The following is a 15,086-nucleotide window of genomic DNA, read 5'->3' as shown; positions in this document are numbered from 1 at the left end:
TTTTGGTTATTTACTAAAAAGGGTCTTAATTGGTTGCTAGCTTCTAACTAAGAAAATGCGAACTATGATTTTTGATTTAATCAAAAATTGTAGTTCGCATTTTTGGTTATTTACTAAAAAGGGTCTTAATTGGTTGATCATTTTACCCAATTTCGTTAAGTTCAATGCCATTAAGGTTAATCCGACATCATTTTCCACAGCCCGTTGGCCGCGCAAATGAGTTCGGCGTACGCCAAAATCCCTCTTCATGCGACCAAAGACTGGTTCAACGTCGAACTTGCGTCGACGATAGATCATCTTACCTTCATCGCTTGAGAGGGTCTCTTTGACTTTTGCTTTGTAATAATTCCAAGTTGGATTAACCTGGATGTAGCGCTGACGCTTACCTGGCGTTTTAGCTAACTGATCTAACTCTTCTGATGATTGATGTGTGTCGGCACGATAGAGTTTAAGATCGCGCTTAAATCCATACTTATCAGTTCGTTTACTGTAGCGATAAAAACTGAAGCGAACGCCTAAATGATCAATATAGTAGTCATCTTCGGCATTGTACTGCCAATTCTGAGGTTTTGTTGGATCATTTTTGAACTTACGCTTCTGCTCTTTTTGATAGGTGGTGTATGGAATGAGTGGTTGCTTATCGAATTGGTCAAGCAGTGTTGTGTAATTATATTCACTACCGTAACCAGCATCAGCTACCACGTGTGTAAAGAAATCCAAGCCATGGAATTGCTTAAGAAATGGCACTAAAGTCCTAGTATCAGTAGGATTGGAAAATAAAGCATAATCAAGGACAAACTGATTATGCGTGGCAATCTGAAGATTATATCCGGGTTTGAGTTCTCGGTTCATCATCGGATCTTCTTTCATGCACATAAAAGTTGCGTCGTGGTCTGTTTTCGAAAAGCTATTTCGTCCTTGAAAAATATCTTCGACACGTTCATATTTTTTAGCCCGTGGAATTAAGTCTTCTCTCAGTTGACGACGAAGCTTCTTTAGAAAACGTCGCCGACGTTTTCTAACTGAACCACCTTTAATTATTTTCGGCTCCTGTTTAATGGCTTCGTCTAGATTAGTGATTTCTTTTTCCACTTCTTCAGCCATTAATTCCATACCGTCGATAGATTCAATCATTTCTGGTTTCATCTCTTTGATGACTTGCTTTTCTACTAACTCATCATAAATACTAGCCGTCTTTTCTCTCAACTTAGCGTGATACTTTTCTATTGCCCGACGCCAAGTAAACGAGTACTTATTAGCATCCGCTTCAACCTTAGTGCCATCAATAAAGACTGCATCATTTTGAATTAGCCCATGGTCCGTAAGAGCCATAGTAAAGTAAACAAAGGTACGTTTTATTAAGTTCCTGGCGTGCTCACTCCGTCGAAAGTTATTGATGGTATGGTAACTGTATGAATGATCACGGGCTAACCATCGCATTGGTAAGTTTTCTTCTAACAAGGTTTCTATTTTCCGGCCAGAATAAGTTTGACGAGAGTACGCAAACAACAGAATTTTTAACATCAGTGCAGGGTGAGAAAGTGGGCGGCCGGTGACGGCCACGTTCTCTTCTAACAAAACCTCTTGTGGAATGGAATCGACAAAAGTATCAATTAACCGAACCAGATGATTTTTTGGCACATTGTAGTCATAATTTAGTACGAATTCTGTTTGTCCCGTGATATAATTTTGATACATTTTGTTTTTAGGGGTAATTACATCATATCAGGAACGATTTCCTGTGTACATAAGAAGCCGGACGATGAACCAAGATTTGATTCATCGTCCGGCTTTCATTTTGGACTGAGAGTTTTTTCCCAGCCTCTACTTTGCCTTAGACTTCCTTCAGATTCCACCTCGCAGTGGACACCCTTGTCCTCAGCTCATGGTTCCGACTACTACGGCCCATAGCGGACTCTCACCGCCTAGCTAATACCCATGCCAGGCGCACATAATTATTCATGAATTCCCAGGGCAATCTTAGCATAGCGAGTCATCATGCTTGGACTCCACACTGGTTCCCAGACCAAGTTAATCTTACATTTTGCTACCCCGTCAGTTGCCAAAGCTTGTTCAATTATTTGTTGACTCAAGACGTTACTAACCGGACACCCCATTGTCGTTAGCGTCATGGTAATCACGCATAATTGTTGGTCATCAACTTGAACATCATAAATCAACCCTAAGTTAACAATATCTACCCCTAATTCTGGGTCAATTACCGACTGCAGAGCATCCATTACTCGGTTTTCCGTCGGCGAAAAAGGAGCGCCGGTATTTTGATCAGCTGCCATTTACCCACCTATCTGACTCATATGCCGCCACGTTGGCGCTGGATTAATAATCTGATGAACATTTTTCATTGCCATTTCATGATTTAACGGCTTATTATTTAGCGCCTTCTGCACTACTTTCTTAAATGCCGCAAAGTCATTGATGACCGGTCGGATATCCAGTTCTTCATTCCAATATAAGCAGGCTTTGACGTAACCATCGGAGGTAATTCGCAAACGGTCACAAGATTCACAAAACCGCTCTGAAATTGGGTGAATCAAACCGAAGCTACCTCGGTAACCCTTAATCTGATAGTTATCGGCAGGACCATTACCGGGCAATGATAACGGTTTATATGTTAACCCCGCCTCGCGACACTTATCAAAAATGCTGGTTAGCGGAACATATTCTTTTTTCCAATCGCTAATCTCTTGCCCGATTGGCATGTATTCAATAAAGCGCACATTGATCGGGTGGTCTTTCGTATAATTAATAAAATCCATGACTTCCTGGTCATTTTCGCCCCGCACGACTACGGTGTTGACCTTAATAATCTTAAAACCCTCTCGTTCAGCTGCCGCGATCCCTTGCAGGACATGCTTGATATTTCCGCCACGGGTCATCTTTTTATATACTGCTGGATTAAAAGTATCAAGAGAAATATTAAGGCGATCAAGACCCGCTTCCTTCAATTTCTTTGCTTGATACTTCAGGGCCGTCCCGTTCGTCGTAATTGAAATGTCGTTAATTTCAGAAATTTGCCGAATACGCTGGATAATCTCGGGTAAGTCCCGCCGTAATAATGGTTCGCCACCAGTTAGGCGGACTTTCGTAATCCCCATTTTGGCGAAATTTTGCACTAACTGAATAATTTCATCTTGGGACATAATTTTATCTTTAGGGAAGAACTTCAATCCTTCTTCTGGCATACAGTAAACACACCGTAAATTACACCGGTCTGTTATTGATAATCGTAAATAATCAATTTTTCGTTGAAACTGGTCATAGAGTTGTTCCACATTTTCTTGAACTACTCCCACTTAGCTAAACCTACGGTTTAATGCTTGAAGTGGGAGATTCTGGAAACATCGCATACTTACCCTACCGATTCTGAACGAACCTTCAAGCAGAGGTTACGACTATTAGCCAAGGTTAATCACATTGAATTGACTGGAGCGTCTTGGACATATTCATAAGTCCGAGTTGTTCCAGTTTTCTATTAGTTAGAGAATAGCTCAAGGTCTTACTGTGTGCAGTTCGCCAGTAGCCCTTGCGGGTACTAGCGAAGACATATGCATCACGCTGGGACAGCCCCAGCTTCTGTAAGTTAGTTACCTTAGTTTTAAGCTTCTTCCATTGCTTCCAGATATACTGTCTTATTCGGGCCCTCAACCACTTGTCAAGGCGTTGAATAAAGTCAGTTAGTTTCCCAATTGAGTAGTACTGAAGCCATCCACGCATTTTTCGATGAATTTCTTCAAACATTCTTGTCAGGGATATTCCACGATTACGTTTAGTTAATAACCTCAATGCTTTCTTTACTCGTTGTTGCGATTGTTTTGCTGGACGGGCGTAGGCTCCATTGTGGTCTACACCCAACGAAAAGCCAAGAAACTTTAACCGTAGCGGGCTACCGACTTTGGTTTTATCTGGGTTCACTTTAACTTTCAATCGCTTTTCAAGAAACTGGGTAATGCTTCGCATTACTCGTTCTCCGGCTCGTTGACTTTTAACATAAATGTTACAATCATCCGCATAGCGCACAAAGTGGTGACCACGTCTAGTCAACTCTTTATCCAACTCATTTAGATAGATATTCGCCAGTATTGGTGACAATGGCCCTCCTTGTGGGGTTCCTTTTTCACTCTTAGCGAAAAGCCCATGGTCTAAGACTCCGCTAGTTAGAAACTTACGAATGAGCCTTAGTGTCCATGGGTCATCAATATATTGTTGAAGATACTTAATCATCAAGTCATGATTAACATTATCAAAATAGGCTTTTAGGTCTAAGTCGACAACTCTTCGATAACCTTGATTATAAAGATCTACTACTTTTGCAATAGCGTCGTGAGCCCCACGGTGAGGGCGGAAGCCAAAACTATTATCAGAGAAAACACGCTCAAAGATAGGTGTAAGAATTTGGGCCACAGCTTGTTGAACCATTCGGTCCACCACTGTTGGTATTCCGAGTTTTCTTACTCCACCATTAGGCTTCGGAATTTCTACCCGTTTGACTGGTGCTGGTTTATACTTGCCCTCACGCAAACTAGCGATCAATTCCGTCTTATTTTCTCTGAGATATGGCAGAAGGTCATTGACTGTCATATCGTCAATGCCTGCTGCCCCTTTATTTCTCTTAACTCGCAAATAAGCCTGATTAAGGTTATTGCGGTCCAAGACTAAGTCTTGGATAGTGACACTCATACCTTTACCTTCACCATAATCGGTACTACGCGCCCTTGTGTACTTTCGGTTTTCCAAACCTATCCTCGACAAGCGGTCAGCTTGTTGTTCTGTTTTCTGCGATTGTCGCACCGTACGGTTCCGTATACGGCGGTTCGACAACTTAATCACATTGAATTGACTGGAGCGTCTTGGACATATTCATAAGTCCGAGTTGTTCCAGTTTTCTATTAGTTAGAGAATAGCTCAAGGTCTTACTGTGTGCAGTTCGCCAGTAGCCCTTGCGGGTACTAGCGAAGACATATGCATCACGCTGGGACAGCCCCAGCTTCTGTAAGTTAGTTACCTTAGTTTTAAGCTTCTTCCATTGCTTCCAGATATACTGTCTTATTCGGGCCCTCAACCACTTGTCAAGGCGTTGAATAAAGTCAGTTAGTTTCCCAATTGAGTAGTACTGAAGCCATCCACGCATTTTTCGATGAATTTCTTCAAACATTCTTGTCAGGGATATTCCACGATTACGTTTAGTTAATAACCTCAATGCTTTCTTTACTCGTTGTTGCGATTGTTTTGCTGGACGGGCGTAGGCTCCATTGTGGTCTACACCCAACGAAAAGCCAAGAAACTTTAACCGTAGCGGGCTACCGACTTTGGTTTTATCTGGGTTCACTTTAACTTTCAATCGCTTTTCAAGAAACTGGGTAATGCTTCGCATTACTCGTTCTCCGGCTCGTTGACTTTTAACATAAATGTTACAATCATCCGCATAGCGCACAAAGTGGTGACCACGTCTAGTCAACTCTTTATCCAACTCATTTAGATAGATATTCGCCAGTATTGGTGACAATGGCCCTCCTTGTGGGGTTCCTTTTTCACTCTTAGCGAAAAGCCCATGGTCTAAGACTCCGCTAGTTAGAAACTTACGAATGAGCCTTAGTGTCCATGGGTCATCAATATATTGTTGAAGATACTTAATCATCAAGTCATGATTAACATTATCAAAATAGGCTTTTAGGTCTAAGTCGACAACTCTTCGATAACCTTGATTATAAAGATCTACTACTTTTGCAATAGCGTCGTGAGCCCCACGGTGAGGGCGGAAGCCAAAACTATTATCAGAGAAAACACGCTCAAAGATAGGTGTAAGAATTTGGGCCACAGCTTGTTGAACCATTCGGTCCACCACTGTTGGTATTCCGAGTTTTCTTACTCCACCATTAGGCTTCGGAATTTCTACCCGTTTGACTGGTGCTGGTTTATACTTGCCCTCACGCAAACTAGCGATCAATTCCGTCTTATTTTCTCTGAGATATGGCAGAAGGTCATTGACTGTCATATCGTCAATGCCTGCTGCCCCTTTATTTCTCTTAACTCGCAAATAAGCCTGATTAAGGTTATTGCGGTCCAAGACTAAGTCTTGGATAGTGACACTCATACCTTTACCTTCACCATAATCGGTACTACGCGCCCTTGTGTACTTTCGGTTTTCCAAACCTATCCTCGACAAGCGGTCAGCTTGTTGTTCTGTTTTCTGCGATTGTCGCACCTGATTACACCTCCGATATAAGTTACAAGTTATTGTCGTTCAGTCCTTCATCTGATTACTCAGACTACTATGACCTCGGCTGACTTCTGGCTTACTCAACGCTACATCACTGCACCGCTTGTTTCTGTGGAAATTAAACTTATTCCTCTTGTCGGAAACGTGTAGGCCAGATCTCCCCGGGTAAGGATATTAACTTTCGTACCATGTCACCGGTAGCTTTACTGAAAGTAACTTCGAGTAGTGTTGGACTTTAACTTGTCATGCAGTCTTATCCAGTTAGTTCCAGCCTTATAGCTACTTCTTGTTCATCGGTGCAGTACTTTGCCTTAGACTTCCTTCAGATTCCACCTCGCAGTGGACACCCTTGTCCTCAGCTCATGGTTCCGACTACTACGGCCCATAGCGGACTCTCACCGCCTAGCTAATACCCATGCCCATTCGTCAATGGATATCTATCGTAAGGCCTTCTACCAAGAGATATCACAGCTCCATCAACCAATAATCAATTGGTCAGTATTATTTATTTGAGTCCAGTGGCTAACTTATTCTTGAAATTTAGGATACAACTAACTAAAGTTTTCGCGATAGTAGTTATACTTATTTCTTATATCTTGGAGCGGGGCGTCCATCACGTGCATTTTCCCATGGGCATCAAGCTTGAAATTGTTTGCGATTACCTGATTGAACTGCAGGCGGAGACGAGGATATTGGATGAGAATTTTCTCAATGTTAGTTGACATAATATCAAGAGCGGCAAGATATTTGGGGACAAGAATTTTTTTAAATTCGTTAAACGTATCTGCAATCACCTCAGCATAGGCATGGTCAGCATATTTCAGTTCGTTTTCCTCTAATTTATCGTAATACTCCCTGCTTGTCAGGCCACGTTCATTTTTAATGTTGTATTGCTCATCGTATTGGTGGGTAAGATAAGAATCCCAGTCACGATAGCAATAAGTAATCATTTGGATTACTAATTGGCGTCCCTCGTAATTAACATTTTTCGGAATCATCTTTCCCTGTGGATTTAACAAGTAAGGTCGGATTAGCTGTCGCGTTACAATATCATAAAAGGTTCCTGGCACAAGTTCCTTATCTTGACTATCCTCATATAAATCTCCGGAACCTTCAAGCTTTTTTAGTTTACGGAGACTTTCACGAGTTTGGTTGGCGGCATAAATAACATCTTCAATCTCTTGATCAATTATTTCACGTTTACTAATCGTTTGTAAGAGGTTTGTGTAGAGCCGGATTAAATTATGGAGTTCAGACTGCTGATTAGGGTAGAAACCGTTTTGTTGCTGATATTTTCTAGTTTCCCGTTCCAATTGTTGCTCAATTGCAAGGGCCTGATGCTCAATTTTAACAGGCAAGACTGGTTGCGAAAAGCTATCTTTAGCAAGCTGCTGAACTGCTTCACGGATGATTGGTCTCATTTCACGAAAATCCGGAAAATCAAAGAAATTTTGAAAATCATTAGCAAAGTTTAGGTGTTTATATACTGCTGATTTAAGATTTCGCTTCATTTATTGAAAACGTACATTTTCTTCTTTACCAACTTCTTCGTCAAAATAACCTAATCCATTTACTTCGAGTGTTTTTAGATAAGCTACCAATTCAATTGCGGAACTAGGACTTAATTCGTTTACTGCATTCAAACCAAGACCAGTTGGAACAGTTTCGCTCATTGCTGTAATTTGGTTATCATTCTCAATATGAATTTGTGAGCAACTAATTGCCCAACGATTATTGACGTTTGGAGCAAAAATAAAGAAGAGGTTGAAATCGGCTGAAAGATATGCCGGTAAGAACCAGGCAATGTTATCTAATCGTTCTGGGTTGAGGTTACCTTGAAGCGCAAAACGGTTAATATTTTCTTCACAAGGGATTGCTTTGAGCATAAACATGGTATTTTCAAACTCTCTCATCCCTAATTTCATTTCCGGTGTAATTTTGGGCTTCATTTTTACGGTGGATTATAGAATAAAGTTAGCCACCCAGTTGGTGGTAAATAAAAAACGCCATTCGGCGTGACATCAGGTATCATATTAAGTGAACCAAACCTATATGAAAGGATGTCCGTCAAATGACGCACTTAAATGATACCATGTCTGAAGGGACAAAGAGTGTGGTGATGATGGCTTGAAGGATACACCTGTTCCCATGCCGAACACAGAAGTTAAGCTTCAACACGCCGAAAGTAGTTGGGGGATCGCTCCCTGCGAGGATAGGACGTTGCCATGCGAACGCATGGCAACGTCCTATCCTCGCAGGGAGCGATCCCCCAACTACTTTCGGCGTGTTGAAGCTTAACTTCTGTGTTCGGCATGGGAACAGGTGTATCCTTCAAGCCATCATCACCACACTCTCTCCGGCAGTCAGACTCGAACTGACGACAACCTGATTAACAGTCAGGTGCTCTACCAACTGAGCTATGCCGGATGCCAACTAGAGGAGTCGAACCTCCGACCTTCTCTTTACGAGGGAGATGCTCTACCAGCTGAGCTAAGTTGGCTCATACACCCGAATAGGAAACCGATTGTTTAAGTTGTGCTTTCTTAGTTATCGTCTTAGCATCTTTACGTGGGCTTGCTTTATTAACAGAAAGGCGACTTATTGATACTGTTTTACCATTTGTTTTTACTGTATTAATCAGTAAATGAACATGGAGTTCCCCACCATCACACAATTTAAAACCAACACATTGATATATCAATTATGACGGGAGGTCTTTTTTATTCGAATGACAAATCATCTCTTTGTTTTTCACCTGATGACGTTTATTAAACTGATTGTTTTTACTTGTTTTTGTAATTCGCTGTTTTTGTCGTGCTTCTTCTACAGTTTCAAGCTGAAGGCCTACTTTTCCATGGAATATCTGAGAGTTTTCATACACTTATTTTCTCCCTTGACTTTCAATATATCGTTTTACAACTTCTAAAGGCGCTCCACCAGTGCTAATTAAGCAATAGCTTTGTGTCCAAAAAGCTGATTTCCAAAGATACTGCTTGATTTCTGGAAATTGTTTTTTGACCATTCTGGAGCTAGACGATTTGTAAGCATTTAAAAATTTAGCCATTTCCGTATGAGGCGTTGCTCTAAACAAAACATGTACGTGGTCCTGATCATGATTCCATTCTTGCAAATTAATGCCGTATGCTTGTCCCACAACTACAAAACGATGTTTAAGATATTCAGATATTTCATCGTTAATTACTTTTCGACGATACTTAACCACCATCTTTTTATCCATAAATTTGCGAGAATACCCCCACTTCTATAAGTAGGGGATGAATCGCTCTCTTAAAGCACGTTAGTGCTTTTTCTTTTGTTCTATGATATATTTAGTATATATCTATAAAATGTGCTGATAACAATAGAGTTAGATAGGAATCAGCATTCAGTATACTTACTTAATTACCATTTGGTAATGGTGGTTAAGTATCGTCGAAAAGTAATTAACGATGAAATATCTGAATATCTTAAACATCGTTTTGTAGTTGTGGGACAAGCATACGGCATTAATTTGCAAGAATGGAATCATGATCAGGACCACGTACATGTTTTGTTTAGAGCAACGCCTCATACGGAAATGGCTAAATTTTTAAATGCTTACAAATCGTCTAGCTCCAGAATGGTCAAAAAACAATTTCCAGAAATCAAGCAGTATCTTTGGAAATCAGCTTTTTGGACACAAAGCTATTGCTTAATTAGCACTGGTGGAGCGCCTTTAGAAGTTGTAAAACGATATATTGAAAGTCAAGGGAGAAAATAATGGTTCTAAAAGCCGTTAAAATGCGCATCTATCCAAATTCAGCACAACGAAATCAGCTCTGGCAAACCTTCGGTTGTGTTCGTTTTGTATGGAATCAAATGCTTAATATGCAAATTGAACGGCGCAAGAATAATCCGGAAGTGTTTTAGGAAGAGTTTGGTTTTCGCTTTCCACTAAAACAGTAATGTAATATTGACCAGCAACGTTCAGACGAACAGTGACATTCTTAATTTTACCCATTGGCAATCGACCAGCTCTAAAATAGACGATACCGAGTTTTGGTAACTTTATATGATGGCAATCTAAAACTTTAATATTGCCATTAACGTACTTTGAATTGTAGCTCTGAGAATATTTTCTGGATTTAAATCGAGGGAACTTATTTTGACCTTTAAAAAAGCGTTGAAAAGCATCGGCTAAATTGCGATTAGCACTTTGCAAAGCAGTTGATTCTGCTTGTTTCAACCAAGGATACTCAACCTTAAGTTGTTTCAACAGATTATTCATCCCAAAGGCATTCACAAATTTAGCTTCCGGATTATTCTTGCGCCGTTCAATTTGCATATTAAGCATTTGATTCCATACAAAACGAACACAACCGAAGGTTTGCCAGAGCTGATTTCGTTGTGCTGAATTTGGATAGATGCGCATTTTAACGGCTTTTAGAACCATTGAATAATCTGTTGAAACAACTTAAGGTTGAGTATCCTTGGTTGAAACAAGCAGAATCAACTGCTTTGCAAAGTGCTAATCGCAATTTAGCCGATGCTTTTCAACGCTTTTTTAAAGGTCAAAATAAGTTCCCTCGATTTAAATCCAGAAAATATTCTCAGAGCTACAATTCAAAGTACGTTAATGGCAATATTAAAGTTTTAGATTGCCATCATATAAAGTTACCAAAACTCGGTATCGTCTATTTTAGAGCTGGTCGATTGCCAATGGGTAAAATTAAGAATGTCACTGTTCGTCTGAACGTTGCTGGTCAATATTACATTACTGTTTTAGTGGAAAGCGAAAACCAAACTCTTCCTAAAACAAGTGGACTTCAACTTGTCTAGCAGCCTTATCCAGTTAATTTCAGCCTTATAGCTACTTCTTGTTCATCGATGCAGTACTTTGCCTTAGACTTCCTTCAGATTCCACCTCACGGTGGACACCCTTGTCCTCAGCTCATGGTTCCGACTACTACGGCCCATAGCGGACTTTCACCACCTAGCTAATACCCATGCCGGGCGCACTAAAAAAACTTACGAAAAAATACAATCGATTCTTAAAAAGAAAAATTTTTGATTGGCAAAACCATAACAAGTTCGTTTTAGGGTTTTGATTTTGCGATTGATGCCTTCTAAAGGACCATTAGAGTATTCAAATTTAGCGCTATTTAAGACATATTTTCTGTTTTGACGAAGGGTTTGAATAGCAGTATCCATTTCTGTATTGGTTTTTTGGTAGTCTAAGATGGTTGACTCTAGTAATTCACTATTGCGCTCGTTTAGGGCTTTCGTGATATCTTGGTAAGTTTGGTAGACTTCAGCGAACTTGGAAAATTTACTAGTAATGAGATCAACAGCATTTTGGCGAGTCATATATTGTTTAACGCCGCGAAGAAAAACTACTTCTTCAGGGTGAAGATCTTCAGCTTTTTTATGGAATAGCTTCCAATGTGACTTCATAATTTTATATTCTCGGCTCTGTTTATCAAGTTGCTTTAGGATAGAGATACGACAATTGTCCAAAGCGCGACCAGCTAATTGTACAAGGTGGAAGCGATCAATAATGATATTGGCATTAGGGAAAAGGCGATAGATAAAACTTTGATATTGAGCATTTAAATCAATTACAACTGATTGAACGCATTCGCGTTCGGCTTTTGAATAACGACTTTCAAAATAATCAACAATGGTAGGTGATAGACGATCCTGTAACTTTGTGACAATTTGGTGGGTTTCAGCGTCACAACAGATAAAGGACATCACAGACTTAATTGAACGAAACTCGTCAAAACATAGATGCTTAGGCAACTTAGCCACACGATAGTGTGGTTCCATGCGCTCTAAGATTGTTCGACGAACACTGCTAGGAGAGCAGTGACACATTTCAGCAATAAGCTGACCAGATAGGCCTTTACGAGCTAAAAGCATGATTTGATTTTTGAGATCACTGGATAAGGTTTGATTTTCTTTGGTTAAATTAGTAATAGCACCAAAAGTAGTATGGCATGATTTACATTTATAACGTTGTTTACGAAGCTCTAGTTCATATCTTCTCCCATTTAAACTTGCCAGTCGTACATGAGTTTTGCGAAAGCCATCCTTATTAACTGTGGGAAAGCCACAGTTACGACAACGATTAATCGGATAAGAAAGAGTAGCTGTTATTAGCGTTATATACTCTTTAACAGAATCGTTGTTGTGTTCAGCTTCTTCAACAGAAATAATTTTAATATTTTTATCTTTAATTCCAAGAATATTTAGGATAGAATCATTATGGGACATTTGGGCTAGCTGGATTCGAACCAGCGCATGACGGTACCAAAAACCGTTGCCTTACCGCTTGGCTATAGCCCATGGAGGATACAGGGCTCGAACCTGTGACCCCCTGCTTGTAAGGCAGATGCTCTCCCAACTGAGCTAATCCTCCTGACCCGTGCGGGATTTGAACCCACGATACCAGCGTGAAAGGCTGGTGTCTTAACCACTTGACTAACGGGCCAATGGAGGATACAGGGCTCGAACCTGTGACCCCCTGCTTGTAAGGCAGATGCTCTCCCAACTGAGCTAATCCTCCAAAAATGACCCGTGCGGGATTTGAACCCACGATACCAGCGTGAAAGGCTGGTGTCTTAACCACTTGACTAACGGGCCATATTAAAGCGGGTAACGAGAATCGAACTCGCGACAACAGATTGGAAGGCTGTGGTTTTACCACTGAACTATACCCGCTATTTCCTAAATTTCAAGAATAAGTTAACCACTAGACTCAAATAAATAATACTGACCAATTGATTATTGGTTGATGGAGCTGTGATATCTCTTGGTAGAAGGCCTTACGATAGATATCCATTGACGAATGTCCATTAAACATAGCTCGTGGATAGTGATTCCAATTCATCGGCTACTTACCGCAAAACATCCAAAGGGTACTTAGAGTGGCTGTCTAAAACTAATTTAAGGCCAACAAAACCAGAGCTGGCGTGGGCTCTGGTTCTTTAAGGTGCTTTCAAGTTTCAGTTAAAGCAATGGGTCATAGCGAACAGAATTGATATCTTGAGTATCATCAAGATATTCTTTAAATAACGGTAATTTAAATCGCACTTGACCATTACCAGCCGGTGTAATTAAATCTTGTTGAATCATACGGCGGCGATATTGATTAACATAATTTTGTTGCTGCTTAGCTGTTCGATCGTAATTCATTTATCCTTCTTGCAAATAGTGCTTAAATGCTACCGTTAACGGCTTATATAAAATAAAGTAACAGCCTAAATTTCCTAATGCATGATATAGGTCAAATAACAGTCCGCTAAGCCAATAAGCCAAGAAAGCAGCCCAGCCACCATAAATTGACATTCCTAAACTAACAAAAAATCCATATTCAAATCCCAGAAAAGTTGCCAATATAAGCTGTAATGTAAAATGCTTTTTTAAGGGTGTTACTTTAGCAAGACCAGCCACTGTAAGAACACATACGGCATAAGCCAGAATCTGTGGCACGGTCCAAATACCAAAACCTAATAGCAAATTTGACAAGATCATTATCATCATCGCTAATGAAATTCCAAAGCCAACGCCAAGAACTAATGTTGCAATCATTATCAAATCTGTAACAGGTTGAACGTTAGGGATTGGAATTATCTTAAAGACCCGTAAAACAGTCCCTAGTGCTGCCAGCATCGCAATTAGCGTCATTCGTTTGACCTGCATATGCTTACTTACTGGATGAACACGTACTTTCATTCATTCCGCCTTATCCAACGTGAACTGAACCTTATCTTTATTCTTCAATGTTTGCTGGTTAGCTAACTTATTAACCTTTTCTCCATTAATTGTATATGTCCAATAAATTCCTTTCTTTTGGTTTTCCTTCATTCCATCAATTGATGTAATAAAGCCTTTAACTTCTTTAACTTTCCAATTTTTCTTCAATCCGGTAATTACCTTATCATTCTTTTTCAAAGTCGTTTTCTTAGTAGCAACCACCTTTTTACCTTGTTTAAGAGTGTATGTAACCTTAATTGTATTGCTATTCTTTTGAGTATTATTTGTATATCCCGTTAAAATAAAGAATGCTAAGAACATAACTAATAAACCGCTAATCAACTTAAATTTTTTCATCTACGAATATTTTTGAGTCGGTCTTTTCTCACTTACGGGTACATCATTTACCACAATAAATATCCCCGCAATCATTAATATAAGCGCGATAATGAATTGAAGACTAAGACTTTCTCCTAATATTAGTAACAATAAAATAACCGCAATAAACGGACTTAACGCATAATAAGCACTTGTTTTGGCCGCTCCTAAATAACGCTGCGCCATTATATATAATAAAATGCTTAAACCAAACGCAAAAAATCCTAATATTAAACAATAAACGATGGTCAAGACGCTTTTTACTGGTGTTTCTTTAACACCAAGCGCTATTAAGTAGCTACCAATGCTAACACCAAACCCTTTAATTATTACTACTTGCACTTATTGATAGTTTTTAGTAACATTATTCTCAAATCCCCATAAAATGGTTGCCAATAAGCCCAGAATGATGCCCCAAGAAATTTTCAAACTGCTAAAGTTAAAGGATAATACCATACTGGCAATAACAATCACACTAATCCCAAGCCATAATTTCTTTGTAATTTTCTCACCGCAAATCACTGCCGTAGCAACGATTTCAAAATTACTAATTAACGACATTGATACTGCGGACGATAATTTTATTCCTAAATTTAACAGGATTCCATCGCCAATATTTAGCACAATCATTTTGAACTACTCCCACTTAGCTAAACCTACGGTTTAATGCTTGAAGTGGGAGATTCTGGAAACATCGCATACTTACCCTACCGATTCTGAACGAACCTTCAAG

General features: G+C 39.8%; 17 protein-coding genes, 8 tRNA genes, 2 rRNA genes and 4 pseudogenes. 4 read left to right on the top strand and 27 right to left on the bottom strand.

Features of this window, described 5'->3' with window-relative positions; translation table 11 throughout:
• Nucleotides 1-36 precede the first annotated feature (36 nt).
• The 7 genes from HHK02_RS11920 to HHK02_RS11890 all read right to left on the bottom strand — a co-directional run bounded on the left by HHK02_RS11920 (nucleotide 37) and on the right by HHK02_RS11890 (nucleotide 8,187).
• Complete coding sequence (locus HHK02_RS11920) at nucleotides 37-1,698, bottom strand: IS1182 family transposase (protein ID WP_056968813.1); 1,662 nt, start codon at nucleotides 1,696-1,698, stop codon at nucleotides 37-39.
• Between the two features lie 257 nt (nucleotides 1,699-1,955).
• On the bottom strand, nucleotides 1,956-2,294 hold the full coding sequence (locus tag HHK02_RS11915) for a metal-sulfur cluster assembly factor (RefSeq protein WP_003674482.1): 339 nt from the start codon (nucleotides 2,292-2,294) through the stop codon (nucleotides 1,956-1,958).
• Nucleotides 2,295-3,293, bottom strand: coding sequence for a GTP 3',8-cyclase MoaA (gene moaA, locus HHK02_RS11910; RefSeq protein WP_180874888.1), 999 nt, complete (start codon nucleotides 3,291-3,293; stop codon nucleotides 2,295-2,297). It lies immediately after the preceding gene.
• 133 nt (nucleotides 3,294-3,426) lie between these two features.
• On the bottom strand, nucleotides 3,427-4,809 hold the full coding sequence (gene ltrA, locus HHK02_RS11905) for a group II intron reverse transcriptase/maturase (RefSeq protein WP_013923770.1): 1,383 nt from the start codon (nucleotides 4,807-4,809) through the stop codon (nucleotides 3,427-3,429).
• 31 nt (nucleotides 4,810-4,840) lie between these two features.
• Nucleotides 4,841-6,223: a group II intron reverse transcriptase/maturase gene (ltrA, locus tag HHK02_RS11900; RefSeq protein WP_013923770.1), complete on the bottom strand. Its 1,383-nt coding sequence runs from the start codon at nucleotides 6,221-6,223 to the stop codon at nucleotides 4,841-4,843.
• Between the two features lie 566 nt (nucleotides 6,224-6,789).
• Nucleotides 6,790-7,749 (bottom strand): hypothetical protein, encoded by a 960-nt coding sequence (locus HHK02_RS11895; RefSeq protein WP_078010040.1) that lies wholly within the window; start codon nucleotides 7,747-7,749, stop codon nucleotides 6,790-6,792.
• Nucleotides 7,750-8,187, bottom strand: a complete 438-nt coding sequence (locus tag HHK02_RS11890; RefSeq protein ID WP_072574967.1) for a hypothetical protein — start codon at nucleotides 8,185-8,187, stop codon at nucleotides 7,750-7,752.
• A 163-nt stretch (nucleotides 8,188-8,350) separates the two neighbouring features.
• Here HHK02_RS11890 and rrf (HHK02_RS11885) point away from each other — a divergent pair.
• Nucleotides 8,351-8,467 (top strand): 5S ribosomal RNA (gene rrf / locus HHK02_RS11885).
• Nucleotides 8,468-8,471: 4 nt separating this feature from the next.
• Here rrf (HHK02_RS11885) and rrf (HHK02_RS11880) read toward each other — a convergent pair.
• The 6 genes from rrf (HHK02_RS11880) to tnpA (HHK02_RS11855) all read right to left on the bottom strand — a co-directional run bounded on the left by rrf (HHK02_RS11880) (nucleotide 8,472) and on the right by tnpA (HHK02_RS11855) (nucleotide 9,476).
• A 5S ribosomal RNA gene (gene rrf / locus HHK02_RS11880) occupies nucleotides 8,472-8,588 on the bottom strand.
• Between the two features lie 4 nt (nucleotides 8,589-8,592).
• A tRNA-Asn gene (locus tag HHK02_RS11875) sits at nucleotides 8,593-8,665 on the bottom strand.
• Nucleotides 8,666-8,738: transfer RNA gene (locus tag HHK02_RS11870), tRNA-Thr, on the bottom strand.
• Complete coding sequence (locus tag HHK02_RS11865) at nucleotides 8,739-8,939, bottom strand: hypothetical protein (protein ID WP_078010130.1); 201 nt, start codon at nucleotides 8,937-8,939, stop codon at nucleotides 8,739-8,741.
• Entirely contained in the window at nucleotides 8,940-9,119 is a 180-nt protein-coding gene (locus HHK02_RS11860) for a hypothetical protein (protein ID WP_181462486.1), read from the bottom strand. It lies immediately after the preceding gene.
• Nucleotides 9,120-9,476, bottom strand: a complete 357-nt coding sequence (gene tnpA / locus HHK02_RS11855; RefSeq protein WP_181462485.1) for an IS200/IS605 family transposase — start codon at nucleotides 9,474-9,476, stop codon at nucleotides 9,120-9,122.
• Nucleotides 9,477-9,599: 123 nt separating this feature from the next.
• Here tnpA (HHK02_RS11855) and tnpA (HHK02_RS11850) point away from each other — a divergent pair, with 123 nt between their 5' ends.
• Both tnpA (HHK02_RS11850) and HHK02_RS11845 read left to right on the top strand, forming a co-directional pair.
• Complete coding sequence (gene tnpA, locus HHK02_RS11850) at nucleotides 9,600-9,998, top strand: IS200/IS605 family transposase (protein ID WP_041816984.1); 399 nt, start codon at nucleotides 9,600-9,602, stop codon at nucleotides 9,996-9,998.
• Nucleotides 9,998-10,138 (top strand): annotated as a pseudogene (locus HHK02_RS11845) (helix-turn-helix domain-containing protein); the annotation flags it as partial. The gene tnpA (HHK02_RS11850) and the pseudogene HHK02_RS11845, both read left to right, overlap by 1 nt.
• A gap of 1 nt (nucleotide 10,139) precedes the next feature.
• Here the strand turns inward: HHK02_RS11845 and HHK02_RS11840 are convergent.
• Nucleotides 10,140-10,670: pseudogene (locus HHK02_RS11840) on the bottom strand (RNA-guided endonuclease TnpB family protein); the annotation flags it as partial.
• Here HHK02_RS11840 and HHK02_RS11835 point away from each other — a divergent pair.
• Nucleotides 10,670-11,038: pseudogene (locus HHK02_RS11835) on the top strand (RNA-guided endonuclease TnpB family protein); the annotation flags it as partial. The pseudogenes HHK02_RS11840 and HHK02_RS11835 sit on opposite strands and share 1 nt — an antisense overlap.
• Nucleotides 11,039-11,245: 207 nt before the next feature.
• Here the strand turns inward: HHK02_RS11835 and HHK02_RS11830 are convergent.
• From HHK02_RS11830 to HHK02_RS11775, 13 genes and pseudogenes are all read right to left on the bottom strand, one after another.
• Nucleotides 11,246-12,493 (bottom strand): ISL3 family transposase, encoded by a 1,248-nt coding sequence (locus tag HHK02_RS11830; protein ID WP_013923976.1) that lies wholly within the window; start codon nucleotides 12,491-12,493, stop codon nucleotides 11,246-11,248.
• Nucleotides 12,494-12,565 (bottom strand) — tRNA-Gln (locus HHK02_RS11825).
• Nucleotides 12,566-12,638: transfer RNA gene (locus HHK02_RS11820), tRNA-Val, on the bottom strand.
• Nucleotides 12,639-12,710: transfer RNA gene (locus HHK02_RS11815), tRNA-Glu, on the bottom strand. It lies immediately after the preceding tRNA gene.
• A gap of 2 nt (nucleotides 12,711-12,712) precedes the next feature.
• A tRNA-Val gene (locus HHK02_RS11810) sits at nucleotides 12,713-12,785 on the bottom strand.
• Between the two features lie 5 nt (nucleotides 12,786-12,790).
• A tRNA-Glu gene (locus HHK02_RS11805) sits at nucleotides 12,791-12,862 on the bottom strand.
• 7 nt (nucleotides 12,863-12,869) lie between these two features.
• Nucleotides 12,870-12,940, bottom strand: a tRNA-Gly gene (locus tag HHK02_RS11800).
• A gap of 37 nt (nucleotides 12,941-12,977) precedes the next feature.
• Nucleotides 12,978-13,100 (bottom strand): annotated as a pseudogene (locus HHK02_RS12750) (IS30 family transposase); the annotation flags it as partial.
• A 128-nt stretch (nucleotides 13,101-13,228) separates the two neighbouring features.
• Nucleotides 13,229-13,414, bottom strand: coding sequence for a hypothetical protein (locus HHK02_RS11795; protein WP_003675117.1), 186 nt, complete (start codon nucleotides 13,412-13,414; stop codon nucleotides 13,229-13,231).
• Nucleotides 13,415-13,954 carry an ECF transporter S component gene (locus tag HHK02_RS11790; protein ID WP_003669962.1) on the bottom strand — a complete coding sequence of 180 codons (540 nt, stop codon included), beginning with the start codon at nucleotides 13,952-13,954 and terminating at the stop codon, nucleotides 13,415-13,417.
• On the bottom strand, nucleotides 13,955-14,332 hold the full coding sequence (locus HHK02_RS11785; protein ID WP_003669961.1) for a DUF4430 domain-containing protein: 378 nt from the start codon (nucleotides 14,330-14,332) through the stop codon (nucleotides 13,955-13,957).
• Entirely contained in the window at nucleotides 14,333-14,695 is a 363-nt protein-coding gene (locus HHK02_RS11780) for an EamA family transporter (RefSeq protein WP_003669960.1), read from the bottom strand.
• Complete coding sequence (locus HHK02_RS11775; protein ID WP_181462484.1) at nucleotides 14,696-14,983, bottom strand: hypothetical protein; 288 nt, start codon at nucleotides 14,981-14,983, stop codon at nucleotides 14,696-14,698.
• Nucleotides 14,984-15,086: the final 103 nt, after the last annotated feature.

The organism is Limosilactobacillus reuteri (assembly GCF_013694365.1).
GTDB classification, from domain to species: Bacteria; Bacillota; Bacilli; order Lactobacillales; family Lactobacillaceae; genus Limosilactobacillus; species Limosilactobacillus reuteri_E.
Note: the sequence above shows the minus strand (reverse complement) of the source record. Positions and strands in the feature narration are given on the sequence as shown.

Excerpts from the sequence above, each read along its gene's own strand:
- tnpA (WP_181462485.1), bottom strand. The coding sequence starts at position 9,476 with ATGGATAAAAAGATGGTGGTTAAGTATCGTCGAAAAGTAATTAACGAT.
- HHK02_RS11920 (WP_056968813.1), bottom strand. The coding sequence starts at position 1,698 with ATGTATCAAAATTATATCACGGGACAAACAGAATTCGTACTAAATTAT.
- HHK02_RS11915 (WP_003674482.1), bottom strand. The coding sequence starts at position 2,294 with ATGGCAGCTGATCAAAATACCGGCGCTCCTTTTTCGCCGACGGAAAAC.
- HHK02_RS11830 (WP_013923976.1), bottom strand. The coding sequence starts at position 12,493 with ATGTCCCATAATGATTCTATCCTAAATATTCTTGGAATTAAAGATAAA.
- HHK02_RS11775 (WP_181462484.1), bottom strand. The coding sequence starts at position 14,983 with ATGATTGTGCTAAATATTGGCGATGGAATCCTGTTAAATTTAGGAATA.
- HHK02_RS11895 (WP_078010040.1), bottom strand. The coding sequence starts at position 7,749 with ATGAAGCGAAATCTTAAATCAGCAGTATATAAACACCTAAACTTTGCT.
- HHK02_RS11795 (WP_003675117.1), bottom strand. The coding sequence starts at position 13,414 with ATGAATTACGATCGAACAGCTAAGCAGCAACAAAATTATGTTAATCAA.
- HHK02_RS11790 (WP_003669962.1), bottom strand. The coding sequence starts at position 13,954 with ATGAAAGTACGTGTTCATCCAGTAAGTAAGCATATGCAGGTCAAACGA.
- HHK02_RS11785 (WP_003669961.1), bottom strand. The coding sequence starts at position 14,332 with ATGAAAAAATTTAAGTTGATTAGCGGTTTATTAGTTATGTTCTTAGCA.
- HHK02_RS11890 (WP_072574967.1), bottom strand. The coding sequence starts at position 8,187 with ATGAAGCCCAAAATTACACCGGAAATGAAATTAGGGATGAGAGAGTTT.